The sequence below is a fragment of the Mesorhizobium sp. M7A.F.Ca.US.011.01.1.1 genome, from assembly GCF_003998295.1.
Taxonomy (GTDB): Bacteria; Pseudomonadota; Alphaproteobacteria; order Rhizobiales; family Rhizobiaceae; genus Mesorhizobium.
On sequence record NZ_RZRT01000001.1, the window covers coordinates 77,432 to 101,590 of the forward strand.

The window sequence follows — 24,159 nt, forward strand, 5'->3', positions numbered from 1 at the left end:
TTTCTCCGAAAACTGGCTAAGAGATTTCAGCCATAGCCGCCGCAAATAGGAGTTATTGCATGTCGGAAGAGAATGAGAACAGCCGAAGCCGACTGATCGAGCTCACTGCGGATGTCGTGTCCGCCTACGTCAGCAACAACCCTGTGCCGGTTGCCTCACTCCCAGATTTGATCGCAAGCGTGAATTCGTCGCTTTCGAAGATCGGCGGACCGGTCGAAACCGAGACACCGACCCAGGCTCCCGCGGTCAATCCCAAGCGATCGGTGTTCCCCGACCACATCGTCTGCCTCGAGGACGGGAAAAAGTTCAAATCGCTGAAGCGTCATCTCGACGTGCACTACGGCCTGACGCCCGACGAATATCGGGCCAAGTGGGCATTGAAGTCGGACTATCCGATGGTCGCGCCGAACTACGCAGCCCAGCGGTCGTCGCTGGCAAAGGCAGCCGGGCTCGGCCGGAAGTTGTTGGCCAAGCCGACGAGGAAAATGACTGCCAAGAGCAAAGCGAAGGCGTGATCCGCTGGCCAGATGGTTTTGAAAGGGAAATAGAATGGCCCGCCGACCGGAACCAACTTTACGCTCAGCGAACCTATCGGACGCGCAACTCCGCGCGGCTCTCCCAAAGCTGAAGAAGCGACTTCAGGAGCTATCTTCGTTCGACGTCCTTAGCTTGACGGAAAAGGACGGCGGGAATGTCCTCGATAGTTTTTCAACCAAGATCAATTCCACTCTTCGGGACATTTTTGGAGCCGATACGCTGGAATATGCAGAATACAGAATCGAGACATTCAAGCCTGTATTTAATGTCTGGTTTTCAGGGATGGACGACTCGCTGAGGGGCAACATCGATACGGTCGATGAGAAAGTCCGAGGTGGTATCTCCAAACTGAAGTCGGTCATCGAAATTTTCGAAGAGCGGGTAGGTGACGAGAGCGAGAACAGCATAGAAAGGACGGTCCGCGCTTACGGCGGGCTCGATCTCCAGCCCGAAATCGCGCGCGCGGCAAACAGGCTTTATCAGGACGGCCACTATGCCAACGCTGTAGAGGCCGCGGTGAAGGCACTCAACGGGTTGGTGCGTCTCCGCAGTGGGCTTGAGTTCGATGGCACGACACTGATGGAGCGGGCGTTCAACCCCTCTAACCCAGCACTGAAATTCAACGCCCTTCAGGATCAAAGCGACAAAGACGAACAGAAAGGCTTCATGCAGCTATTTAGCGGTGCTGTCTCGGGTCTGCGGAACCCCCGAGCACACGGGTTCATCAATGACGATGCAGAACGGGCCTTGGAGTTTATCGCCTTCGTCAGCCTGCTCGCGAAGCTTTTGGACGAAGCTCAGCCGTAGTCTGCCGCCAAGCCTACTCATGGCGCCAGATCACGCGCTTCTCCCAACGGATCTGCACGTTAGGCGCCGAAACCGGATCGTGTGGGCGTGCTCGCCGGTCGTGTGGAATAGCTGCACTCGCATCCATTCGCTGCCGCACTTCTGGCAGCGGGCCTTATCCCGCACCTCGTCGATCGTGACGTTGCCGACGACCCCCGCAACTCGCGGGCGATGATTCGAGCAAGGAAATGAAGAAGCCTGCCTTCGTGCGGCGGTTCGATATTGGCTTGCGCTGAAGCTGCTTCTTGCCGGGCTTAAGGCTGACTGAACGACCTTGACTGCCTACACCCACTAGGTCACTCTTGCACAGTGCCTCGAGAGAACCGGCGCCGGGCACTCTGAGTATCACGCCGCGTGATAACCGACGATGGGGGAGCCCTTACGTCGTAGACAACGAGCAGCACGGCTGCCCAACACAACTCCTTGAACATCAACTGGCTCGCGGACCTGCTCATGCAGGTCTGCAGCCCACGATCATTTAGGAGAAAACTATGTCGAAATTTGTTGAGTATCAGGACGGTGATGTGGAAGTGACTTCCCGCAAGCCGCTGAGAGGCACGCTGGAGTTGGTCACTGACGATGACGACACGGTCGATATGTTGCTCGACCGCGAAAATGCCGAGTGGCTGATGGGCGCGCTCGCTGAATTCCTCATACAGGGGGAAGGCGACGACATGCCCAAGATTTCAATCGATAGGCGGTGATCCGGCTTGCCCTGCTAAGCTAATGGCGGCATCCTTCTAACCATGGGGGATGCCGCCACGAAAAAAACGAAGGTTGTCCACGGCAAGGACCTGACGGCCTACGGCGTCTTCCGCTTCGCCCAGACCTACAGGATAAGCGCCGACGCCCTGGCGAAGATCGGGCCGCAGATGTCGGACCATCCACGGAGGCTTCTTTACTTCCAGGCCTTGGAAAACTACCTGCGATGTTTTCAGTTACTCGGCGGCACGACGCCGGAGGATGTCCGCGACTACAACCACCACTTTGCTGACAGGCTAACAGCCTGCAAGGCCCTAGGACTGCAGTTGCCAAAAGAGGTCCAAGACTTCATTCAATCGCCAAAGCGGTCGAAGGAATATGTCAAAATCCGATACGACTATAGGCTCGATAGCCAAGCTGCACCGTGGCAGGCGGAGCGAACTATGAAGCGGCTTCGAGCGGTGGTGGCAGAGGTCGAAAAGGCAGTCGACCTGGCCGTTCAGGCGTCGAACCCAGAATTCATAATGCTTGGCGATATCAAGCTAACCAAGATCTCCGCCTCCGGCCCTGAAAATGTGCCGGTGAGGTCTTCGACGGACGTTTAGCTTCGCTCCCAAAAGTCCTTTAGCGATGCGTGGCGAAGCTTCTCCTCGCCCTTCAGGAACTTCACTCGGCCGATCAGGCCGGGATTCAGCCATTCGGCCTTTTCCTTCGCGAGCCCTTTCGGTGCCGGCGCGCCGGCATTGTCACTCAAGGCCCGCCGCTTGTCGGCTTTGAAGGTGACTACGGCGCCGCCCATGTAACGGAACTGGTCCGACAGCACCATCGTGGGCTTACCCGCCTCCGGCTTCACTCTGATGATGTCGATTCCTTCTCGACGTGGCACGTGAGCTTGCGCCAGTTCATCTTCGCGCCACTGCGGCAGACGCCAGCCTTTAGACGATGACCCCTCAGCCGGTTTCGCATGCCGCTTCTGCCTTGGAAGGAGGGACAGCCATCACGAATGTTCCCAACTGCAGGCAGTCTATCGCGGGAAAGCGGCCGGCGGTGACGTCCCGACGAGCGGAAGCACTTCTAAATCTGCAGGACATGCGGGGGAGCTGGAGGCGCCCGGAGGCGCCTGCGAGCGTCTTGATGCAGAGGCCAAAGCCGAGGTAGATCGGCAGCTCCGGCAGGTGCCTGGTTTAGGTGGGTTCTTAAAATACCTATCCGCCGACCGAATCCTGACCTTCCGCCTTTCAGCGAATACCTATTTTCTGGACGGCCAGCGATCGGCCGTGAGCACGAATACCTATTCATAGGTTCTTGCGCGCGACGCTCTTAACCTGCCGCGTCCCAAGCACAGCAGCGTTACAAATGAAATATACAGAACCGCAGTGCAGACAGGAGCTCTGGGTGGCTATGCACGACATCGGTCCGACGGAGTTCCTGGTCGAGGACGAAAAGGTAGGTGTCCGAGCAGCATCCTCACCGAGGGCGAAAGGAAGAGGCGCTCAAAAAGGCATTCGAAGGCCCACTGTTTCCCGCGATCGAGTTCTAGGCTAACACCTAGCACACGCTAAAAGGGGGATGCAGGTGGCAGAAGTTGAGGATCCGCAAAAGCCGCGACGAACCAAACCTCGTCAGCAGACCGCGCCCGATCTCGAGGAAGAGCTGACAAGGCTCCAAGCGACGCTACGAGAGACACAACAGGCTCCGAGCAAGGAAGATGAGAGAGCGACGGCGCCCGTCCCGGATGACATCCAGGATCTCGCGGACGAGGAAGCCGCGATCGAGAAGGAAGCGGACTCTCTAAAGAAACAGAGGGAGCTTGAGCGCGAGCTGGCGAAATTCACAGCCAACGCGCTTGATCGAGCGTCTACCTCCCTACTGACTTTGGGCCTCATAGGACCTGGAGTTGGGTTCCTCTACCATACAACCTTGCTGGCTACTCTGACCGACTCGGAGCTCGTCGTGGCCACCATAAGTTGCTTGGGACTAGCGTTCGTCCTACATTCAATGGGTAGAGCTGTCCTCAACGAGGTATTCCTGCGATGAGCGCACCTTTTTGGATCTTCATGGCTGCACTAGCGGCGATTTGTGCCTGGGCATTCGTAAGTCGGAGTCTGCTCTCACATCGCGTCGCTAAAAATGCCAAGGCAGAAGAGGCTCTAAACACTCGCATCGCGGTGTTTAAGGACCGGGTCAGAATGCGCAATACTCGCATCCTGGAAAAAGAGGCTGCCGATCGCGGAGAGAAGCCAGTCGTTGATCAACCTCAAGGTCCGTCAGCGCGAACGTTTTACGCCGGCGAGGACGTCGCGATGAAGCTTCGTGAGGACCACTTGTTGGCCGGCGGTCCCGCCTTTGGCAGCTATAGAGGACATATCCTTGAGCGTATTGAGGGCGTGGGCGGAATTCGCAACGTTTATGCACCCGTTCTCCGCGCGCTGGGTCCAATCGCATTGATCGACAATGAGGAATATGAGCTGGAATATTTTGCCCGGAGGTTCGGGCTCAACGCGCAGGATGTGAGGGAGCTGATCGAAAGACGCCGCAGCGATCCCGAGGCTGCTATGCCGGCGTTTCTGCAGAAAACTCGTTGGTAGCAGTCCCGTCTGTTTGGGTGCTACCTAGCTGTTTCATGCAAAATTTTTCGCTAGCCACTTTCGCTTGCGCCCGAAATAGGATTGAGGCGCGGACCAGGATGAGAAAACTTGCCGTCATCGTCAGGGCAGCCCCGTGGGCTCTGATGGGAATTGCTCGTCGTTCTCGCAACCACAAAAGCGAAGGCAATGCGGAGATGCACTGACCAACCGATGCATCGCAGCAATCCGAATCGGCAAACTGGCTCGACAAAAATCGGGGAATGGCTCGCTATTCGTCCTCGGAAGCAGGTGGAATCTGTCTCCCGTGGAAATCCATCGAAGTCCTAGGGTGGGGGTGCAGATGCGATGGGGATGCCTTTTGCAACCACCGCAATTTTTGGCCCCAAACCTCCTCTACCGCTCGCGATGAAAAAGGTGCCGATACCTCGACAACCGAATACGTTTCGCCACTACCTTAGATTGCAATACCCCGTTGACACTCAACCTTGCGGGTGTCAACCAAACCACCAAATGTGTCAACTACCGGCCCTCGACCAGGCCATTTCAGCTATCCCAGGCCGCCATATGTCAACCGCTCTGTCAACCAAAACACCGGCAAAACCAACGCTAAGTTGACGGAGTTTTACGTTTGCTTGACACTTTTGGGCCGATTTCGGTTTTTTACCGATCTGTCAACGTCAGCGGCCGCTAATGGACCGAAGCGACAAGACACAGGCAAGCGCACAGAGCGACGGAAACACGCTCGACGCACCAGTCGAGCGCAGCAACATTGGAACACTCTGGTAACGCTACTTGTTAGCGAGAGCGAACTCCTTACCCCGCAAGGGTGAAAACATATTTTCAACCTCTGCGCTTCGCTCGGTCGAGTGTCGTGCCAGGCTTTGGCATGAGTGGCTCCCGACCGTTGGTTTGTGCCGTGCTGATGGTCGCCTCTGGATGCGAACGACGAATCCGACAGACTGCTCGAATTCAGCAAAGGAGGCGCCTTAGTCTGCCTTCGTCATGTCGGGCATTGAACGAACGCCGACTTTCCTCCTGTCCCATCTTTGCAAGCGTTGATCCAATGGCAATCCACATGCTCACTTGAGGGTGCCAGAGTTCTCGGCACCCTCCCTAAGGCAACCAAGGCTGGGGGCTTACATCAAGGCTTCCTCAACAGGCCCGCACCTCTCCTAGCGAAGAGCGACGTAGAAGCGATCTGTTGATTGACTGGAAGGTTGGGATGGCCGCCGTGTGTATGAGCCAATAAAGCGTGTGAGGTGTTGGGCCGTAGCGGCCCACCAGCGCGTTCGGTGAGAACGAAGTGTTTGGGGCGCCGGACAGCACGCCAGCCCCCCAAGGGCCATCTATGAGTCAGCAAACGGCACCGCAGTGCTCTTGGCTATGTTGTTGCCGCGACTCACCGCACCCGATACGTCGGTGACCTCGCATGGCATGGCATGGCGCAGATGAAAGCAGCGGTCCCCCTTTACGCAATCAAGACGAAGGCTCACCTCGGTGAGCTCGCCTTCCGGCGGCGAGCCATGGCGAATTCGCAGGCTCGCCTGGCCGGGCGCTACGCGTTGGAGCCGGAGATCGATTTGGATGCGTTCCACTGTCGAGCGGTAATTGACTGGGTTACGATCAGCTTCTGGCTTGGCCGGAAGACACAGTTTCAGTGGTTGCAAAACGATATCGAGGCTATCCTAGGCAGGAAGCCGTTCGTGCAGCCGCTAAGCGAAGAGCCAGGAGGCTTAGCAGATACCTTCGACGTGAAAATCCAAGAGCCCGATTTGCGAAAGATCAGGACCGCCTGCGAGCTGGTCAGCGACAAATACGGTCAAGAGGTTCTGCCGTTCATTCGCGCCATTGAGATCAGCGTCGACTTCACTCCAAAGCAGCCAGACGACGGCATCCGCGCAAAGCTGTTCACGGTGCTCACACGGCACTTCTGGACCGACCGGGATGTCATCTCCGACCGCTTCGACCGCCCTCGCTTCACATGGGGGAAGAACAAGGAAGAGACTGGACACGTTCTCAGGCACATCGAGGGCGGGCCGGAAGGCGTCAATGAAGGCCTTCTGATCTCGACGGTGCGAGACCGCTCACCATTCGTCGATAGCAACTACTATATCGGCGCCAAGGGCTCGGATATTTCCTGGCGCATCATGGACAAGGTGATCGACACACAGAACCATCAGGCCGGAACGGCTATCCAACTCGACGAGGCTGACAAGCGTGTGCGGATCGAGGTCACGCTCGATCGTCCGGCAGTCTCGGCGCTCGGCGTAACCTACCTCAAGGACCTCGCCCGAATGCGCTTCGCTATGCTTCAGGGAATGTTCTTCACATTCATGCTTCCGACGTTCGCAGACGTCGGGAAGGCTGGCCGCTCCGTGAATTCGGCCATCAAGGCCTGGCACGATCAGCAGCGGACAGAGAAATTCCTGAAAACCGGAGTGATCGGGCTAAAGCCCATGGATGAGGCCCGAGAGCGGCAAGCGATGCACTTGCGAAAGCAAGAGCGACGGCTGTTGGTGGCACAGGGGTTGAAGATGAAGCGGCCGCCGCGCGTTGGAACCCAGAAAGCCGGAACCTTCCTTGCTTACGACGAACTGAACGGGCGCGTCAGCGATGCACTACGTCACCTTGGGGCGCGCGTCGCGGCTGCCTTCTCCGAGGAGTGAATGTGCAGAGGACGTCTCCGGGAGGACGACGGTGGTGTAGTAAGCCTTATAAAGGAAGTTATTAGGTCCCGCGACGCCGGATTCGGACTGGGGCTTGGCATCCAAGGGTTGCGCAGCGGCTGCTTTCCGAAATGTTGCGGGAAAAACCTGCACACTTCTTTCCCATGAGCGACACCGCCCGCTGAAGGGCTCTATGACCTCTCAATGCCACGTCAGCGATTTCAAGCAGTCCATTCAATGCGCGTCGCTTCAGGCTCCGGCTGAGATTGCTAAAACATCCCACGGCGTGATGAGTCGTTGGAGCGTCTCGGTCTCCTTGCCCGAAGCAGTCACGAAGGCAGCACCAACCCGCGTTAAGGGCGATTGGACGGAAAGGACATCTCGACGAGATCGTCGAGTGGAGTTCTCGGGCCTACAAATCTGAAGATCTCCATGCGTTTCGCGTCAAGACGGCAACTAGGGAGGATGTCCGAGATCAGCATCTGCCGAGAGACGATCGTTTCCGGCTCTGCCCACAGGTGATCGAACATAGCTGCCTCGTTGAAAACCCCGATGACGGCATCATGCCTATCCAGGATTGGGACATGGCTGAAGCCATGCTTTTTCATTTCGTTGGCTAGCTCGCCCAGCTGGTCGTTTAGACTGGCAGTCCTGATCTCCCTTCGCGGAACACCGACGGAGTTGGCTGTGGGAGGGTTTCTCAGATGGTTGAGCAGATCCTGCACCTCCTTAAGAAACGGCTCGGAAATCCGGATGGCATCCCCTTTGGAACGATGCTTCGGGTGTTGAAGCGCATTTCGCACATCACGGATGTAGACAAGCAGTGCGCGATTCTTTTTGACGAACCCGTCGCGTTCTGAAGCCTTTTCGATCTCCACCGAATGCAACGTCGGCGTGCCAGCGCGCCGGTTTACCTCGCGTGCAATTTCCTCGAAAAGGCGGATGAAGCTCTCGTTGGCGTCATTCATTCGGTCGCCTCTCATTGGCGGACTTTGCACGCGCGGGCGTGTCGGCGAGCTCATCAGGCACGCCGGTGGTGGATAGTAAACCTCGCGCTGGCTTCCACGGAAGCGTCATCGTTCGTAAATCGATTCTGGTGGTGCGCACGAAGGCCATCAAGGGATCTGAGGCCAATCGAGCTGATCGAGGGCGTCCTGCGGGAGCTTGCCGTGCAGATCGAAAGCAGACTGAAGCCGTTCGGCAAGCCATCCACGCCCTTCGTTCGAAAGTTCGACGGCCGCTTGCTGCATGTAAGCGCGGCGTGGATCGGTATTGCCTTCTCCCTGCCTCGCGTTCCGCTGTGTCGGAATAAAAGAATCCGACCCAAGCGTGGTCATCAGTTCACTCATCGAAACGCCATTCGCCATTGTTCCGGCGACGAACTCCGCATTAGAGACTCGAACGTATCGAGGCCAGTTCTGCTTGAACGGCCGTAGTTGTATGTCCTCCGGAGTCGCATCATCGCGGCCAGGGACATGCCGCAATCCAATTGCGCGGCCAAAGACGCGAATGTCATTCGGATCGCTAGTCAAACGCGAAATGAATATCACCGCTCCGTCGCGCACGCCTGAAGGACGCTTGCTGGCTGGATAAGACAAGCCCCAGTGACAACCAGCACGCTCGACTTCGTCTATCGTTAGCAGTGATAGCGGCGCGCGATTGCTACCTTGCCCAAAAAACTTCACGAACGCCTGCGGCGCGTCGGAAACGGAAACGGGCGAACTTTTGAGCGGTGGGACCGTCACGCCCGCATCGGCACCGAAATCGCCCAAGCCAGCAAAGCTGTTGCGGCGCCCGCCCTCCAAACGACAGCGAGTTACGATCTGGTCCCAGAGGTCAAGCTGCGGGACCATTAGGTCGGTGCCACCTCGCCTCCAAAGATCGTCAAAGTATCGGCGGCACGCCGCGATGATCTCCTTGTCATCAGAAACAAGCCCGAATTCATGGTTCCGATTGAGCGCGGCCTCAGTCAAGTTGGCCGATGTCACGATCGCTCGTTTCGATCCGAACAAATACATCTTGGCGTGCAGATTCCTGACGCCTCGCACGGCGCCGCCTGATGCCAGTAATCCGCGAAGCGCCGCAATGTCGCTGACGCCTTCCGCAAAGTCTGCGAGATTAAACCGCGTGATCGCCTTGAGGACTTTTGGCCTCGCAATGAGCAAGCGATGCACCGCTCCAACCTTAATGAACGGAGAAATGATTCGTAGCTCGTCTGCTTCGGTGTGAAGGGCTTGGGAGATTTCCTGCGACCATCCCTTATCTACAAATCGAGTTGTCATTTTGGATACGGCCGGCATGTAGACCAACCCAGGGCGGTGCTTTGGCTCTTGAACCCTTCGTATCGCGGGTTCAGGCGGCATTGCAAAAACGCCTCGAGCAAGTTCAGAAGCCGCATCCCGATCTCCTCATCAATCAGAAAGTTGACTCGATCGACGTTATGCCTGATCCATTGTCCAGCGCGGGGCATGTCTGCTTCTGTCAGGCCGTGCCGTTCGCGCTCCGCCAGAATAGATGCGGCTAGCGTGCTTAACGCGCTGCCGGCATTGTAGTGCTGGCTCGTGTATCGTGCTTGGCTCTTTGCGCCGACTTTCCCGACCTTCAGAACCTCTGGTCCGAGGGCGAAAACATAGACAGCCATTCGTCCAGGCGGCAGCCTTGTCGGCGGCACATGCGGCGCAGGCAGTTTCTCGATATTCACGGCACCAGCAGACAGTTCGACACCAGCAAGCCTGGCGACGGCGATAAAATCATCGGCGAGTTGATCGGCGGTCAGAATGAATGGAGTTGGGTCGGTTCGAACGCTCATCGGTCTCATCCACGCTTTTCGAACTGCCTTGCCCACGTTTCGCCTGCAACGACGCGCAGCCCATCCGGCTGATATCCCTCGGCAACGAGTTCATCTCTTAGTCCTCTGGCCGCTTCCCGAGCCTGTAGCCACAGCCCTTGATCGAGCAAATGACGAATTTTCGGATGAATGCTCACAGTTACATCTGCGCTCTCACGTTCCGACGCCAAGTCGGTCTCCTCGGGCAACGATGCGACACTAAGCGGAGGCTCGTAGTAATATCGCCATTCTTCATCAGGCTGCGGGAGTTCAATTGGCTCCTTCACATCCGCCTCGGGGTCTTTCCAAAAGAACTCAAGCAAGTCAGCTTTGAAAAAAGCGAAAGACCCTATGTGCAGTGAACAGGGAATGTTCTTGACCGACACCAGACGTTGCGCCTGCAACTTCGCCTTCTGCTTGTCGTCCCAGGATGGCTGGAAAGAGCGGCCCTTGCTCTCAAAGGCATGCCAATCACCGGCATTGTTTTCTCCCACTAGATCCGGGCGAGACCTCCCAAGAAGATCGGGATTGAGATAGGGACGAAACACATCGAGGTGGAGCAGCCAAGGAGTATGCAGCAAGCGAGATGCGAACAGCTTACAGAGCGCCATGCCCAGAAAGTAGCTGACCATGCCCTTCTCGGTGGGGTCGAGTGCTGCAAAAGCATCAGTTCGCTTTAGGCGGCCACCCCAAGCCTGTTCAACCGCTATACGGACGAGCGACAGGCGAAATATCGCCTCATAGAAAGAGGCAGGCCCATGTTGGAAAACATGAAGCGTGCTTGGACGTCCAATAGTGATCGCAGCCCACAACAATTCGTCCCATGTCGTTTCAAGAGTTCCGACGCGTCTCACGTTGTAGACACCGGGAAAGGACTGGCTCCGATAATCAATACGCAGCGTCATCCCGTCGCCTCATTCCGAGCATTTCATTGACGGCGCCGCTGTCCGCCGGTGCCCTCGAACAGATGTGAGCCATACGCACGTGCGGTGAGACTTGGTTCGCTCTGCGGTGCCCTCTCGGAGAACCTTTGGCAACCGGGGTCGCGTTATCCGCGTCCATATCAACGATACCTCATACATTGCTGGTCGCCGAGCCATCCGGCCACAACTCACACCGACGCACTTTCGCTAATCTCTCGGATTCGGTCGATAAGAGTGGCTACCCGGCCTTCATCAAAAACCTGTTCAGGCCCTGTGGGAGCGATGTCTGTAAACGGCGCCTCGTAGAGCTGGGCGGGATCCATCGAGCCGGCTTCGGTCATGTGCTCGATGACCAAGCCGATGAACTCGATTTGCTGGTGCGTGGCGGCACCTTCCGCTAGAAATTCGCCGAAGGCGTCGCTTACGGCAGAACGGTCGAGTCCGACCAGCGAGCGCACGAAGCGACCGAAGCCGCGGCTGGCCTCCTTGGCGCGCTCAATATCCTGCGGACCAGCAATCCCCGCCTCCAGAAGCAGCCGTTCGAGTTCCGTCAAATCGTATGCGGTCAGCGGCTTGCCCTGATGTAGCTTATCGAGAACCTGGTTGCCGGAAAGACCACGCAGGAAATGCCGAGCCTTCGCCTTGAAGCGGGCGAAATCGGCCTCTCCGACTTGCGGCAGATCGATCTCCTCACCGGCGCCGATCTCATCCGCGAAGTTCGAGTAGACGATCGCCCTGCGGCCCTTTTCGATGTGCTGGATCAGATTGCGCAGGCGCAGCCGCGCTAGCTCTAGCAATGGAACGGTAACGCCCTCCCACCACTCGGCGGTCTGGATCTCTTCGATGAGCGCGGCCTGGGCCGCGATGCCCGGAATGGCCGTCTGGTCTTCAAGCGCGGATGCGATTTCCAGCACTTGCTTCTTCAGCATGTCGAAGCGCTTCGATCCCTTCAGCAGTGAAAGCTCAACCTGGAACATCAGCAGGTCGAAGCGCTTCGCTTCCTCGGTTCCCAGTTCACGCGACGATGGAAGCGGCGCAATGTCGCCGACCAGTTCATCGCGCGCCTCGTCATCGATGTCATTCCAGGCCTGGTCGGCTTGGTATTTCTCGACAGTCCGGCGCTTCCGGCGCACGATGAAGTTCTCGAGATTCAGGCCAGCGACAGTCTCGCGCAGAACGGCCAGCGCGCTCGCGCGCACCTCTTCCACGCTTGGCGGGTCTAGGCGATTGCCAGGCGCTTCGTAAGGTTGCTGTTCGGGTGCGGCAAAGCCGCCCGTCTTGCCATCCTCCTCATCCAGTGCACGCACAAGATCGAGCCGGGCGGCGAACAGACGGGCCGACAGGGACTTGGCAGCGCTAGGCTCCTTGATCTCTGGATTGGCGCCGAAAAATTCCAGGTTCTGGCAATAGTCGAAGACCCGAAAGAACTCCTTGTCCTGACCAGGGCCAAACAGGTTGACGCAGAGTCGCGTTCCGCGCCCCATCATCTGCCAGAACTTGGTCTTCGACCGCACCTGCTTGAAGAAGACCAGGTTCACCACCTCCGGCACGTCAATGCCGGTGTCCAGCATATCGACCGAGATGGCGATGTGCGCAGCCTTGTCCTTCTTTGAGAAGTCGTCGATCAGCGTCTGCGCGTAGGCGCCGCTCTCATAGGTGATGACGCGCGCGAAATGTCCAGCAAGTGACGGATAGGCCGCGTTGAAGCGAGCCTCGATATAGACAGCGTGTGCCTGGTTCTTGGCGAAGATGATGGTCTTGCCGAGCCGGTCGCCGCCTTCGACCTTCAACCCGTTCTGCATCAGGTGCGCGATGACCTGGTCAACGGTGTCCTGGTTGAACAGGCGCTTGTTCACCTCGGCCGCCTCGACCGTATCGGGAATCTCGTCCTCGCCCCATTCCAGCATGTCCCACTGATCCTTCTCCTCCTCGGAGAGATCGTCGTAGCGCAAGCCGGAGCGCACGATCTTCAGTGGCACGGAGATCGCCACGGGGGGCACGAGATGGCCATCGGCAACCGCCTCTTCGAGGCTATAGGCGTCGGTGGGCACCCCGTCTTCAAGATCGAAGAGCGAATAGGTATTCTTGTCGATCTCATCCTTGGGCGTCGCGGTCAGGCCGATGAGGAACGAGTCAAAATACTCGAAGATCGCGCGATAGCGTTGGTAGACCGACCGGTGCGCCTCATCGATGATGATGAGGTCGAAATGCCCGGGGCCGAATTTCGCCTTGCCCTCCTGTCTGCCATCGATGAGGTTCATCATCGTCGGATAGGTGGAGAGGAACACGCGGCCCTCGCCGGTGCGCTCTGTAACCAGATTGACTGGTGCCGAATCCGGAAGATGCGCCTTGAAGGCACCAGCAGCCTGGTTCACCAGGGCCACACGATCCGCAAGGAACAACACACGCTTCACCCAGCCAGCGCGCATCAGCAGGTCGACGAGCGCGATCACGGTGCGCGTCTTGCCTGAGCCTGTGGCCATCACGAGCAGTGCCTTGCGCTCGCCCTCATCCTCGAAGGCCTTAGCGATGGCGCGGATGGCGCGCTGCTGGTAGGGGCGCTTGTCGCCGGCAATCTTCGTATTGAGCTTTGTCTCGGCGAGCTTCCTGCGGCCCGTGCGGCGCTGTATCAGGAGCTCCAACTCGTCGCGCTTGTAGAAGCCGCCGATCTGGCGCGGCGGATAGCGCACATCATCCCAGATCCAGTGCTCGTAGCCGTTCGAGTAGAAAATCACCGGCCGCTGGCCGTAACGCGCTTCCAACCGGTCGGCATAGAGTTTTGCCTGCTGCTGGCCCTGACGGGCATCCTTGCGGGTGCGCTTTGCCTCGACCAGGCCCAGCGGCTTGCCATCCGCGCCCCACAGCACATAGTCGACGAAGCCGACGCCCTGCTCATTCGGCATGCCCTCGACGCGGAACTCAATGTCTTCCGGCCCGTCCAGCGCCCAGCCCGCCTCGCGCAGCAGAAGGTCGATGAAGCGGTCGCGGGTCTCGGCCTCGTTGTAGTCATGCGTGGAGGGAGCCGCCTCGGCGGCATGCCGGGCCGCCGCCACTTCGGCACGCAAGCGCTGCAATTCGGCGTCGAGGTTCTGCCGGTCGGACAGCAGCTTGGTCAGTTCGCCGTTCTTGGCGTCGAGCTCGGCTTGCTGCGCCTTCAGATGCGCGAAGGCTTTTTTCAGCGTCTCGTCGCGGCGCGCCAGCACCGAAGGGTCGAAGGCGAGACCATCCGCCGGCTTTGCCTTGCGCGCATAGGTGCGTGCCAGCCAGAAACAGACGTGGAAAAGCTCCTTGACCGCGCCGGCGGCATCGCCTGGCCGGATGGTCTTTTCCTCATGCACGGCGCGGTTGCGCAGCGTGTTGATGAACTTCGCCTTGGTGAACACGGCATCGCCCGCAGCGCGGCGAAAGCTCGGCTCATGCAGCAGGGCGGCGATGTTGTCCTGATAGGGCAACTTCAGGCCCGGATCGTTGCGGAAGGCCCATTTGACCGCGATCTCGACCGTCTTGCCGGCGAAGAAGGCGGCGGCCGTCGGCGACACACCCGCCTGCCTCTCGGCCTCCGCCGCCGCATCGTGGACGGTCGGGAACTCGGCGGCGAGGAAGGTGAAGTTAGACATCACAGCACCTGTGCCAGCCGGGGAAAATGCTTTGCAAAGGCTTCTCTGACCGGCGGCCAATCGGCTTGGAAGAGAGGTGCGTTGGAATTTACTGTGTTCATCACATCGTAGCCGGCAACACGCAGTTCTTGAGCAAGCTTGCGTTCCAATGCTGCCGTGCGATCGCGATAGGGAATGTGAAGGTCGAGCGCCAACTGCCAATGTGGCGCAGTTCTGTAGACAAATTCTGGGTGCCGATCGACTTCCGGGAAGATGGGACCGTAGGAGAACATACGAAACCTCTCGTATGAGTGGATTTCGCGATTCTTGAACCTGTCCTCTAAGTGACGGAGCAAAGCATTGGTGTTATCAGCATCGCCAAGGTGCTGCCCCATCCTACGATACACCGACGAGGCGTAAGGACTCGAGTTGTCTCCGGTGCGGCCGACATAAAGAACCTCGTCAGCTTCAACTTTCACCTCCCAGACGTAAAGCCAGAAACCCCTCTCGGTCATACCGCCAGGTAGATCTAGCTCGTAGATCGACGGCATCTTCCCTCCCCAAGTTCCACAACCCCAAATACTAGCTATAGTTTTTTGAGTTCAGATAGCAATTGCCTTCAGAACTGAGCTCGCCAGGTTGCGGCTTTCAACAGCACCGATCTATTCAATGGTGGAGTGAGTTCGAAGGCACGTGGCGCGCGCGCGAAATCGAAGAGCCGCACTAATCGGAAAGCATCCGGTCGCTCCTCCGAGAAGGATCGTTCGTTCTCCGAAAGCAGAAACGGGGTCTGCTTGTGACCCGTGGTGGTCTTGACCTCGATCAGCCGCTCGCGGCCAGCCGGATCGAACGAGCGGATGTCATAGCCGGCACCATCGCCATCCTCCACCGATACCCAGCGCACCTTCCGCGCAAGATCGTCGCGCCCAGCCACGCGCAAGCCAGACTGCTCCGCAAAGAAGACACGTTCCTCGCCGCTCTTGCCCAATTGTCGGTTGCGGGCGTCGCGGAGTGCCGGATCGAACTTCCGGATGATCCGCTCCAGCACACGCGGCACCGCCTCGAAATCCGTGACAGGCGGCGCCTCGAAGAAGATTTGTTGGGGCTCGTGCAAGCCGGGTGCGGACGCCGTCGGCATAGGGTTCTCAAAGAGCGCCGGATCACGGGTGATATAGCGCTCGACACCGTCGATCAGCGCGCGCTGGAAGTTCGCCATTGGCTTATATCCGGCGATCCACGGCATGCCGAGCCGATAGAGCACTGCGCTGATATTCTGGTGTTTGAATTCGATCGAGCCGCGGCTGCGTCCGATGAGTTCCTGCAGCGCCGCGTTGCGCTGCGCCTTCACGAACGAACGGCCCGCTAGTTCCAGTGACAGCATGTCGAAATAGTCGGCGACAATCAGTCCGATCTCGCGGTCGGTCCAATCACTGCCGGCCGGCGCTTCAGGCATGGTCAGAGCTGACCGGAAAAGGCGCGAGATTGGAGGGAGGAGAAGAGGTGCGCCTCCCCTGTCGAAACCTGCTCAACCTGCAACCTCATTCGTCTAAGCACACCCGTAGCTTTGACGAACTGTTTCTGTTCAGCCATGGATGGGAGATACATCTCGATTTTGACCATCCGCTTAAGTCCAAGATCGCGATTGGCTATTCCATGGGTATAGCGCTGAGACTGCGCATAGCAGAATTCTGAGTTTAACATGGCTTCAAGCAAATAGGGTTCGATCTTTGATACGTCCGTCTTGAGCAAAGCGACATGCACCCAGACCGCGAACTCCTTATCGGTGTCGACCACGGCCGCTAAACCGGTCGTGCCGCCCTTCGTATAAAGGATATCGCCAGCTTGGGGCCGACACTTTTTCCAATGAACAGCCGCATCTTTGGAGGAAATGAACTTTAGATCGTCCCAGACAATTCGCCCACGTTGGATGTGCCTCGTGGAAAGAAACGGAATGCCCGTCTCTGAATATTCGGGACTTACATGCCGTCCGTCGCTAGCCGAGTGGATCACGTCACCTAAAGCAATCCGTTCAAGACACTTCGGGTTTGTTGCCGGATCACCAAACATCTCCAGAAAAATCGACTGGGTGAGGCTGTCGAGCAGTCCGATGGCGCGCTTGCGCTTGCGGCGCAGCGCATCCGCCTTATCCAGGATCGCCGCGACCCGCCGCTGCTCGGGGAGCGGCGGGAGTGGGATTGCAATTTCGCTCAGGCTTGTGGCATTCACGCCGCCTTGGGCGGCTCCTTGAGTTCGCTTCTGAATCTGGCTCCAGTAACCTTGTGACTGGAAGAAGTGAGCAAGATACGCAGGGTAAATCCTGGACGATGGCTTTACCCTGATAAGATACGACGCAAACACCGCTCCCCTTGGCGGCGATTTTATCAGAAAGCTCTTGCCTGTCGTCGCACCCGTCCGGGCGAAAACGATGTCGCCGTCTGATAAGGCTGCGGAAAGCAATTTGGCTGGTGGTGCGTCGCAATAGGGCACAGTTGCCCAATCGACATACCCATCTTGGATATCGGTTATGCGTAGGAACTTCGTTCCTGTGTCGATCGTGGAGGCAGACGCCGTAACTCCATAGTCTATTGCGTCTGCAATCTCGGCCAGTGGCTTGGTGGGGAAAGCAAAGCTCACAGCATCGCCTCCAGTTCCTCCAGTCCCTCAGCGATCTCCCTTTCCAGCGCCTTCAATTCCGCTATGATCTCCTTTGGAGGCATGTGCTCTTGTGCCTCATGCACCACCTCCTTGTAGCGGTTGATGGAAAGATCGTAGCCGGCCGCCGCGATCTCGGCCTTGGGCACGCAAAAACTCTGAGCGGTGCGCGGGCGCGTCCATTCGGCAGAAGACAGCCCGTTTGCCCTGAAATCCGCCCAGCGCGTCGCGATGTCCGGCAAATTGTTCTTCGCCAGTTCCTCGTCGGACAGCGTCAAGTTGACGAAATGGCCGGCTTCGTGGTGCCCCGGCGTCGGCCCGAGTTTTTCGGTCGGCAACAGGGCATTGCGCTTGTCGTCCAGCGAAAAGCCGTCGGCCTGGCAGTCATAGAACCAGACGTTGTCCGTGCCCCCGGAGTTGGTCTTGGTGAACAGCACGATAGCCGTCGAGACGCCGGCATAGGGCCGGAACACGCCGGACGGAAGCTTGACGATGCCGTCGAGCCGATGGTCCTCGACCAGCATGCGGCGGATTTCCTTGTGTGCGGTTGACGAGCCGAACAGCACGCCGTCCGGCACGATCACCGCCGCGCGGCCGCCGGGCTTCAAGAGCTTCAGAAACAGCGCCATGAACAGAAGCTCGGTCTTCTTGGTCTTGACGATCGAGAGCAGGTCCTTGGCGGTGGTCTCATAATCGAGCGAGCCGGCGAAGGGCGGATTGGCGAGCACCAGCGAGTAGCGATCCTCGTCGTCGGCATGCTCCTGGCTGAGCGAATCCTTGTAGCGGATGTCGGGATCCTCGACGCCGTGCAGCGTCATGTTCATCGAGCCGATGCGCAGCATGGTGTTGTCGAAGTCGAAGCCGTGAAACATCTCCTCGTTGAAATGGTCGCGGCTCTCCTGGTCGTGGAACATCTTCGGATGGTTGTCGCGCAGATATTCGCCCGCAGCGACCAGGAAGCCGCAGGTGCCGCAGGCAGGGTCGCAAATGATGTCCTTCGGCGTCGGCGCCGTCATCTCCACCATCAGTGCGATGATGTGGCGCGGCGTGCGGAACTGTCCGTTCTGGCCGGCGCTGGCAATCTTGCCCAGCATGTATTCGTAGAGATCGCCCTTGGTGTCGCGGTCCTGCATCGGCAGCTTGTCGATGAGGTCGACCACCTTCACCAGCAGTGCCGGCGAGGGAATGGTGAAGCGCGCGCCCTTCATGTGCGTGGCGTGCGCGGTGCCGTCCTCCGCCATGGAGCGCAGGAACGGGAAGACGTGCTCGGCAACGAGTTCGAACATCGTGGCGGTATCTTTGTTCTTCAGCCGCGACCAGCGCATATCCGCATAGGCGACGCCGCCGTTCGCGCCGATGCCGTCCTTGCCGTTCGGGAAAATGCGCCGACGCATGGGCTGGCCGGTCCGGGTCGAGCGATTTTCCTCGAGCTGCTCGGCATCGTCCAGTCCGCGCATGAACAGCAGGTAGGTGATCTGTTCGATCACCTCGAGCGGATTGGCGATGCCGCCCGCCCAGAAGGCGTTCCACACCTGATCGATCTTCGAACGCAATTCACCTGTGATCATTATCTGCTTCTCAACTGCTTTCAGCCGTTCACTCTGCGGCGATAACTGTTTCACTTAGGCCTCTAGCGGCGCCCGAGTTCTCAAGCCAGGTTGCCCATCTCCCAACGAATTCGCGGAATCCATCCTGCGAGATGCGAAGAATGTTAAGCGACTCCATTGGCGGCGCGGTATAAATACATTCTTGGAGGCCGTCGGGGCAAAAGGGTGGTTTTTTGCTACGCTTTCCACTGATGAAAGCGAGCATATGCGCCTGGCCGTCAGAGGAGCGCCCATATTCATCAAGATACAGGATCCCGCCGTGTGACAGAGCATTGCGAAGACAGCTTGCAAACTGCGGCATATTCAGCTTGCGCGCCGCATCGTTTGCCTTGGTTGTCGCCAATGTTTCCGCCAACTCTCCAGGCAATCTGTCAGCGAGGTTGAAGATCGGCCAGCCTCCCACAAATGCCCAATCAATCCCCTCACAGAAATTGGTCTTGTCGAGCTGCTTGCCAAATTCAGCACGAACGTTTTCCGTCAGAATTTTGTCGATCCCGCTCTCGTCGTTGTGGTCCGCGGCTCCCGTTAAAGCGCGTAGGATACGCTCGGTAGGAAGCACGATCATCGGCGTCGCGAGTGCGAGGAGCAGCGTGGTCGTCAGAGCTCCGCCATGCCGTGAAGCTTGCGTTCGGTCGGCCTCCACCACGGGATAAAGCGTTTGCAAAAGATCGCTACACCGTAATGGCAGCTTGTGGCTGTAGTGCTGCGGAATGCCCAACGGCTCCATCCTCCCGAACGTTGACGTTTGATCACTATGGCGGTTTGCCTATTCGATCTAGCTCTTACTTGGCACGTCAATGACACGCCCGACAGGGCCGGATCTGTGACCTCTGCCAACGAAGGCAAGCGCCATCTCTTTTTAGCGTTGAAGCAGGTTCCGCTTCCTCGGCGATCTCAGAACCTCGGCATTGGCGTCGAAGCCACGTTCCGCCCCTTGACGCCTACATTTTCCCTATACCCACAGGTCGTCGGGGCCAAGATAGCTGAGATCTAGCTGGCCTTGTTCTGCACCCGCCACAACCCGAAGGAGCCCGCTACGCAAAGGATTCAGCGGAATATTTGCATGGCCAATGAGCGCACCATCCGCGGACAGAACCGCCGATCGACCTTGTAAGTGATGCAACTGCAGGGGCGTTCCAGCAGCGATCGGTGCCGCGATCCATTCCACCGGTGCCCAGTAACGATGATCTTTCCAAATTTTGGACTGCTGAGGTGCGAAACTGGTTAGGAAACTCGTCCACATCGCTCTGGTTTCAGCCGTAGGCCAATCCGGTTGCTCGCTCAGTGCCTTTACGACATCTGATGCGAGCCACTGTTGAAGCCCGACGGCGTTGGAAAATGTAGCGAAACTATCGTTCACGGCCTTGATGGCAGCCAAACGCGATGAGAACCCGGCTTGAATCAAGATCGAGGCGGGCCGCTGAACGGTGCCAGTCTCGACTGCCGAGACCGCTAGCCCGAGCTCGAAGTCTTCGAGATGGAATCCCAGGTCGCCGACGGCGTCGCCATTGGCAAGACCACGCACGCGGATAGCCTCCATCGCCCAGGGTAGGCGATAGACCAGACCACCCTCGACAAATTGCAGCGTCTTGGCTTCCTGACCCGCGGCGACCGCCGCAAGTGGCTGGCCAAGCAACCACAATCGCAAGACCTCACGCCAATTGTCCGGGAGCTTGTCGGGGATGAATGGGCTGATTGAGAAAACGCGTTCCGCGAGCGTCGTAATCGCGGCGACGGCCCCCTCGGCGTTGCCGTTGAGCAGATTTCCATTGGCTTCAATTAGAAGTTCGTTGCCCTCTATTGCCATTGCGTCCAGCGCATGACCGGTTGCAAGGCCTATCCCGGCGAGAAAATATCCGCGGCGGCGAATTGCTGTGGATTGCGCCCAGATATGGCGACTGCGCGAGGCCAGCCCGGCCTTGATCGCCGCCTTCGTTTCGTCATTGCGCCGGTTGAGGCGCCTTTCCCAGAGCGAGGATTGAAGGATGTCGTCAAGGGCGGCAGGAATATCAGCGTCCGCGATATCGTTTTCACCGATCAGGCTGAGGATCGCGGTATCGAGCGTCGCAAGATAGCTGTTCCAATCCGATTGGGCGCGTAGTCGATCCTCCGCGCTTTCGCCCGCAATTTCCGGAAAGGTCCATGCCTCTGCATTGTTGACGACGTAGTCGACGAGGTTATCCAGCGAGCCGCCCACGCGCTTCCGCATGCGCACCAGCAGCGTCACGACCAGCCGAAGCAGTCCGCTTTCCATTTCTCGCGAGGAGAGGTCGGCGATCAAGGCCTCCCACTGGGCAGTGCGCTTCGCGACTTCGTCGAAGATGGGGTAGAGAACGAGGCCCTCGACATCAACATAGGCGCGCCCGGCGCGGCCAACGACATTTTTGAATTCCGACGTCGCGATGCGCTCGCGGTTGCGGAACAGCGAATGGATGATGACCGTCGTCGCCGAAAGATTGAGCCCCTGGGCCAGCGTCGGCGACGAGATCGTCACTTTGAGGACGTTTTCCCGTAGGAGCCGCTCGACTTCCTTGCGGAAGGCTGTTGGCAGCGCGCCGTGATGGATAGCGACGCCAAGCCTCAGGCATTCGAGGATCGGATGATCGGCACCGAGCCATTCAGCGCCGAGCGTCAATGCGGTATTCAACACAGCCTGGCCGACCCGAAGCAGCGAGGCGAGAGCGCCACGCTTGTGGAGATCGATGATGCGATCTGCAAAAGGCTCGACATGCGCTCGCACCGGGCAGAAGACGAGCACGGATTGGCCATCGCTGACGAGGCGCCATGCGGTGGCGAGGCAGAGTTCGCCGAGATCGGACGGAAAGACTTTCTTCCGCTTACCGACCGGAGGCACAAAGCCGGTGAGAAAGCGCGGAACGAAGGGCTGTTCTTGGTCAACACGGAGGTTCAGACGGGCATTCTGGCCGTTCCACACCACCTCGCCATAGCGCAGACGGGTGGGCCGCCAATCATTCTTGACCAGGCCGCCGGGCTGGTCGCGGCGAAGCCATGCGGCGAAGTCCTCAAGTTGGTTGCCTTCGGGCAGGATCGCCGAGAGGCAGACAATTCGGCGCCCGCCCGCATCTGCGCGCCGTAGAAGCCGCTGGATCTGGACCTCGTAGCGAACCTCCCGTTCGCTGAGTCCGATCATGTGGCCTTCGTCGAATACGAGCAGACCGACATCGTCGAGCAGGCTCGGATCGTTCCGGAGCGCGAAATCCAGTTTTTCGGGTGTCGCGACCACGATGTGACGCTCGCGGATTGCGTCTTCGTCGAAGCCACTCACCCCGATGCTGCCATAGAGGGCGGAAATCGTTTTGCCCAGCGGCCCGAAGGTGCGCTGGAGGGTTGCTTCGGTCTGGGCTGAGAGAGCGCGCAGCGGTGTAATGAAGATCACGCGCCGGCCGGCGGCCAAGCATCGGAGGATGCAAAGCTCGGAGATTCGCGTCTTGCCCGCGCTGGTCGGCAGCGAGACGACGAGATCGTCAGACTGATCGGCGGCCCGCGTGGCGGCGGCGATTTGCGAAGGCCAAAGATCGATTTCGGCTTTGGGACGGCGAAGCAATGACGCGATGAAGAGCTCGCGCAGCGATGGCCAGGCGAGCGCATCGCCGCCTGCTGGCGCCAAGGGCAGACGCTCGTGGAACGTCGAACTCCAAAGATCGGAGAGTAGATGGCGCGCGATCCGGTGCGCCCACCATTGCGGGAGCAGATTGATCTCCTCGCAGATGTTCAAGCCCTCGCCGAGCCGCGCGAGAGCTTGTTCCATCAGGGGCCGGTCACCACGCTCCAGTGCGAGCAGGAACGTCGCGAGCGCCCCGAAGAAGCTGTCGATGAGGGCGAGATCAACCCCGTCGAACAGGAATGAGGATGCCCCATCGGGAGGCTGGACGGCAGCTTCGACCTGATCCCACTGTGCCTGGAAGGCGGCTGCGATCGCCGCATCACTGCCGGTCCCCAGGAGGCGGAAGTCGAGAACGGCAGTCTTCAACGCGCCGAGATCCCTTAGCATCAGATGGCCAAGTGCACGCTCAATCGGTGAGAAATTATCTTCTGCCCGGACGATCGTGAGGAGTGAATAAGCGCGGGCGGACAAATGCGCGAGATGATACGCGGCCGCGGCCATAACGAAATGGAAGTCGCGATCGCTTTCGCCGGGGGCTCCCTTGGCCATCACGGCTTCAAGCGCGGTCGCGGCCTGCTCGAAGGCGATACGTGCGCGCGTCGGGTCACCACCGAGCTCCCGCAATCGCAGACCAAGCTCAAGCAGCGAATATCCGTAGGAGTGGAGATCATAGCTAAGCTGTGGCGAGAAGGCCGGCGAACCAGCGGGGAGCACCCCGTCGCGCCAGATGATTGCGCGCGCTTGGCCACGCGCAATCAGCCGCGCGCGAAAGCCCGGCGTGACGGCTTCGTCAATATCGGCCTGAATGCTCTCAATTGTTGGCATTGGCGATCACCAGATCATAGACCGCGGCTACAAATGCGGCATGACCTTCGATCCGCAAACCGACGCTCCACTGCGCGATACCGCCCGCATAGGTCTGGAGCGAACCGGTCAGATGGGCTTCCGGGTTATTGCCTGACATAGTAAAGGTCAGATGGCGCAGGCTTTGGGCTTGGATGCCATGCTTGAGCTGTGCGTCGATAATGGCGTCGGCAAGTGCGTCGTTTCCGAGTTCGGCCAGCCGATCGGCAACAAAAGACAGCGCATGTGCAGATGGCAAGCCGCTATCCTTGTCGAGAGCAGCACGTGCCTCGGCGACCACAGCGGCCGTCAATGCGACCCGACTTTTCGCCTCGGTCTTGAGAAACAGCAGACCGGCCTGCGCATCCTGATGGATGCCGATCACATCGTCGCCGCGCATTGCCATGTTGCGATGGTCTTTCCAGCGCAGCCTCTTGATCGGCACCTGATAGCCGCCCTGGGCGGCAATCCATTCGGTAGCCATGATTTCGCCGAGGTCGCCAGAGCGGATCGACTTGCTTGTCGGCAATTTTCCTTCGACAAACTGCGCCGCTGCGGGTTTGCCAAGGCGGCGAAGAATGCCGGCAACCCGTTCCTCGGCGGCGTAGTGGGTGGGTATGATTGCGGCCGTTGCGGTAATCCCCGCGTTCAGCCGCACTGGGTCGCCGGACATCAGTCGAAGCGCATGCACTCCAATGTTGCTATCGGCAGTGTCACACCAATCATTGAATTGCACCATGCCGGTCC

Annotated in this window: 20 protein-coding genes; 7 read left to right on the forward strand and 13 right to left on the reverse strand. The window is 58.7% G+C overall.

The window, feature by feature from the left end; translation table 11 throughout:
- Positions 1-59 precede the first annotated feature (59 nt).
- The 4 genes from EOA13_RS00365 (at position 60) to EOA13_RS00380 (ending at position 2,690) form a co-directional block, all read left to right on the forward strand.
- Positions 60-515: a MucR family transcriptional regulator gene (locus EOA13_RS00365; protein ID WP_127288752.1), complete on the forward strand. Its 456-nt coding sequence runs from the start codon at positions 60-62 to the stop codon at positions 513-515.
- Between the two features lie 34 nt (positions 516-549).
- A complete protein-coding gene (locus EOA13_RS00370; protein ID WP_127288754.1) occupies positions 550-1,344 on the forward strand; it encodes a TIGR02391 family protein in 795 nt (264 codons plus the stop codon).
- Positions 1,345-1,874: 530 nt separating this feature from the next.
- Entirely contained in the window at positions 1,875-2,087 is a 213-nt protein-coding gene (locus EOA13_RS00375; RefSeq protein ID WP_127288756.1) for a hypothetical protein, read from the forward strand.
- Positions 2,088-2,129: 42 nt separating this feature from the next.
- On the forward strand, positions 2,130-2,690 hold the full coding sequence (locus tag EOA13_RS00380) for a hypothetical protein (RefSeq protein ID WP_127288758.1): 561 nt from the start codon (positions 2,130-2,132) through the stop codon (positions 2,688-2,690).
- On the opposite strand, the gene EOA13_RS00385 is transcribed toward EOA13_RS00380, so the two are convergent.
- Complete coding sequence (locus EOA13_RS00385; protein WP_127288760.1) at positions 2,687-2,911, reverse strand: hypothetical protein; 225 nt, start codon at positions 2,909-2,911, stop codon at positions 2,687-2,689. The two genes, EOA13_RS00380 and EOA13_RS00385, sit on opposite strands and share 4 nt — an antisense overlap.
- A gap of 749 nt (positions 2,912-3,660) precedes the next feature.
- Between EOA13_RS00385 and EOA13_RS00390 the strand changes: the two genes are divergently transcribed.
- The 3 genes from EOA13_RS00390 (at position 3,661) to EOA13_RS00400 (ending at position 7,339) form a co-directional block, all read left to right on the forward strand.
- The gene (locus EOA13_RS00390; RefSeq protein ID WP_127288762.1) at positions 3,661-4,122 is read left to right on the forward strand and encodes a hypothetical protein; all 462 of its coding nucleotides are present in this window, start codon (positions 3,661-3,663) and stop codon (positions 4,120-4,122) included.
- A complete protein-coding gene (locus EOA13_RS38490; RefSeq protein ID WP_245490273.1) occupies positions 4,119-4,673 on the forward strand; it encodes a hypothetical protein in 555 nt (184 codons plus the stop codon). Before EOA13_RS00390 ends, EOA13_RS38490 begins: the two co-directional genes overlap by 4 nt.
- A 1,439-nt stretch (positions 4,674-6,112) precedes the next feature.
- Entirely contained in the window at positions 6,113-7,339 is a 1,227-nt protein-coding gene (locus tag EOA13_RS00400) for a hypothetical protein (protein ID WP_127288764.1), read from the forward strand.
- A 353-nt stretch (positions 7,340-7,692) separates the two neighbouring features.
- On the opposite strand, the gene EOA13_RS00405 is transcribed toward EOA13_RS00400, so the two are convergent.
- From EOA13_RS00405 to EOA13_RS00460, 12 genes are all read right to left on the reverse strand, one after another.
- Positions 7,693-8,307: a CBS domain-containing protein gene (locus EOA13_RS00405; RefSeq protein ID WP_127288766.1), complete on the reverse strand. Its 615-nt coding sequence runs from the start codon at positions 8,305-8,307 to the stop codon at positions 7,693-7,695.
- 147 nt (positions 8,308-8,454) lie between these two features.
- The gene (locus EOA13_RS00410) at positions 8,455-9,639 is read right to left on the reverse strand and encodes a phospholipase D family protein (RefSeq protein ID WP_164779932.1); all 1,185 of its coding nucleotides are present in this window, start codon (positions 9,637-9,639) and stop codon (positions 8,455-8,457) included.
- The gene (locus EOA13_RS00415) at positions 9,618-10,148 is read right to left on the reverse strand and encodes a hypothetical protein (protein WP_127288770.1); all 531 of its coding nucleotides are present in this window, start codon (positions 10,146-10,148) and stop codon (positions 9,618-9,620) included. The genes EOA13_RS00410 and EOA13_RS00415 overlap by 22 nt, the downstream gene beginning before the upstream one ends.
- A 5-nt stretch (positions 10,149-10,153) precedes the next feature.
- Positions 10,154-11,071 carry a hypothetical protein gene (locus EOA13_RS00420; protein ID WP_127288772.1) on the reverse strand — a complete coding sequence of 306 codons (918 nt, stop codon included), beginning with the start codon at positions 11,069-11,071 and terminating at the stop codon, positions 10,154-10,156.
- 206 nt (positions 11,072-11,277) lie between these two features.
- The gene (locus tag EOA13_RS00425; RefSeq protein WP_127288774.1) at positions 11,278-14,706 is read right to left on the reverse strand and encodes a DEAD/DEAH box helicase family protein; all 3,429 of its coding nucleotides are present in this window, start codon (positions 14,704-14,706) and stop codon (positions 11,278-11,280) included.
- Complete coding sequence (locus EOA13_RS00430) at positions 14,706-15,236, reverse strand: hypothetical protein (RefSeq protein WP_127288776.1); 531 nt, start codon at positions 15,234-15,236, stop codon at positions 14,706-14,708. The genes EOA13_RS00425 and EOA13_RS00430 overlap by 1 nt, the downstream gene beginning before the upstream one ends.
- Positions 15,237-15,304: 68 nt before the next feature.
- Positions 15,305-16,138: a DUF3883 domain-containing protein gene (locus EOA13_RS00435; protein WP_127288778.1), complete on the reverse strand. Its 834-nt coding sequence runs from the start codon at positions 16,136-16,138 to the stop codon at positions 15,305-15,307.
- A gap of 2 nt (positions 16,139-16,140) precedes the next feature.
- Positions 16,141-17,319 (reverse strand): restriction endonuclease subunit S, encoded by a 1,179-nt coding sequence (locus tag EOA13_RS00440; protein ID WP_127288780.1) that lies wholly within the window; start codon positions 17,317-17,319, stop codon positions 16,141-16,143.
- The gene (locus EOA13_RS00445; protein WP_127288782.1) at positions 17,316-18,905 is read right to left on the reverse strand and encodes a class I SAM-dependent DNA methyltransferase; all 1,590 of its coding nucleotides are present in this window, start codon (positions 18,903-18,905) and stop codon (positions 17,316-17,318) included. The genes EOA13_RS00440 and EOA13_RS00445 overlap by 4 nt, the downstream gene beginning before the upstream one ends.
- A 28-nt stretch (positions 18,906-18,933) precedes the next feature.
- Positions 18,934-19,662: a hypothetical protein gene (locus EOA13_RS00450; RefSeq protein WP_127288784.1), complete on the reverse strand. Its 729-nt coding sequence runs from the start codon at positions 19,660-19,662 to the stop codon at positions 18,934-18,936.
- Positions 19,663-19,896: 234 nt separating this feature from the next.
- Positions 19,897-23,394 carry a DEAD/DEAH box helicase gene (locus EOA13_RS00455; RefSeq protein WP_127288786.1) on the reverse strand — a complete coding sequence of 1,166 codons (3,498 nt, stop codon included), beginning with the start codon at positions 23,392-23,394 and terminating at the stop codon, positions 19,897-19,899.
- Complete coding sequence (locus EOA13_RS00460; RefSeq protein WP_127288788.1) at positions 23,381-24,151, reverse strand: Hachiman antiphage defense system protein HamA; 771 nt, start codon at positions 24,149-24,151, stop codon at positions 23,381-23,383. The genes EOA13_RS00455 and EOA13_RS00460 overlap by 14 nt, the downstream gene beginning before the upstream one ends.
- Between the last annotated feature and the right edge of the window lie 8 nt (positions 24,152-24,159).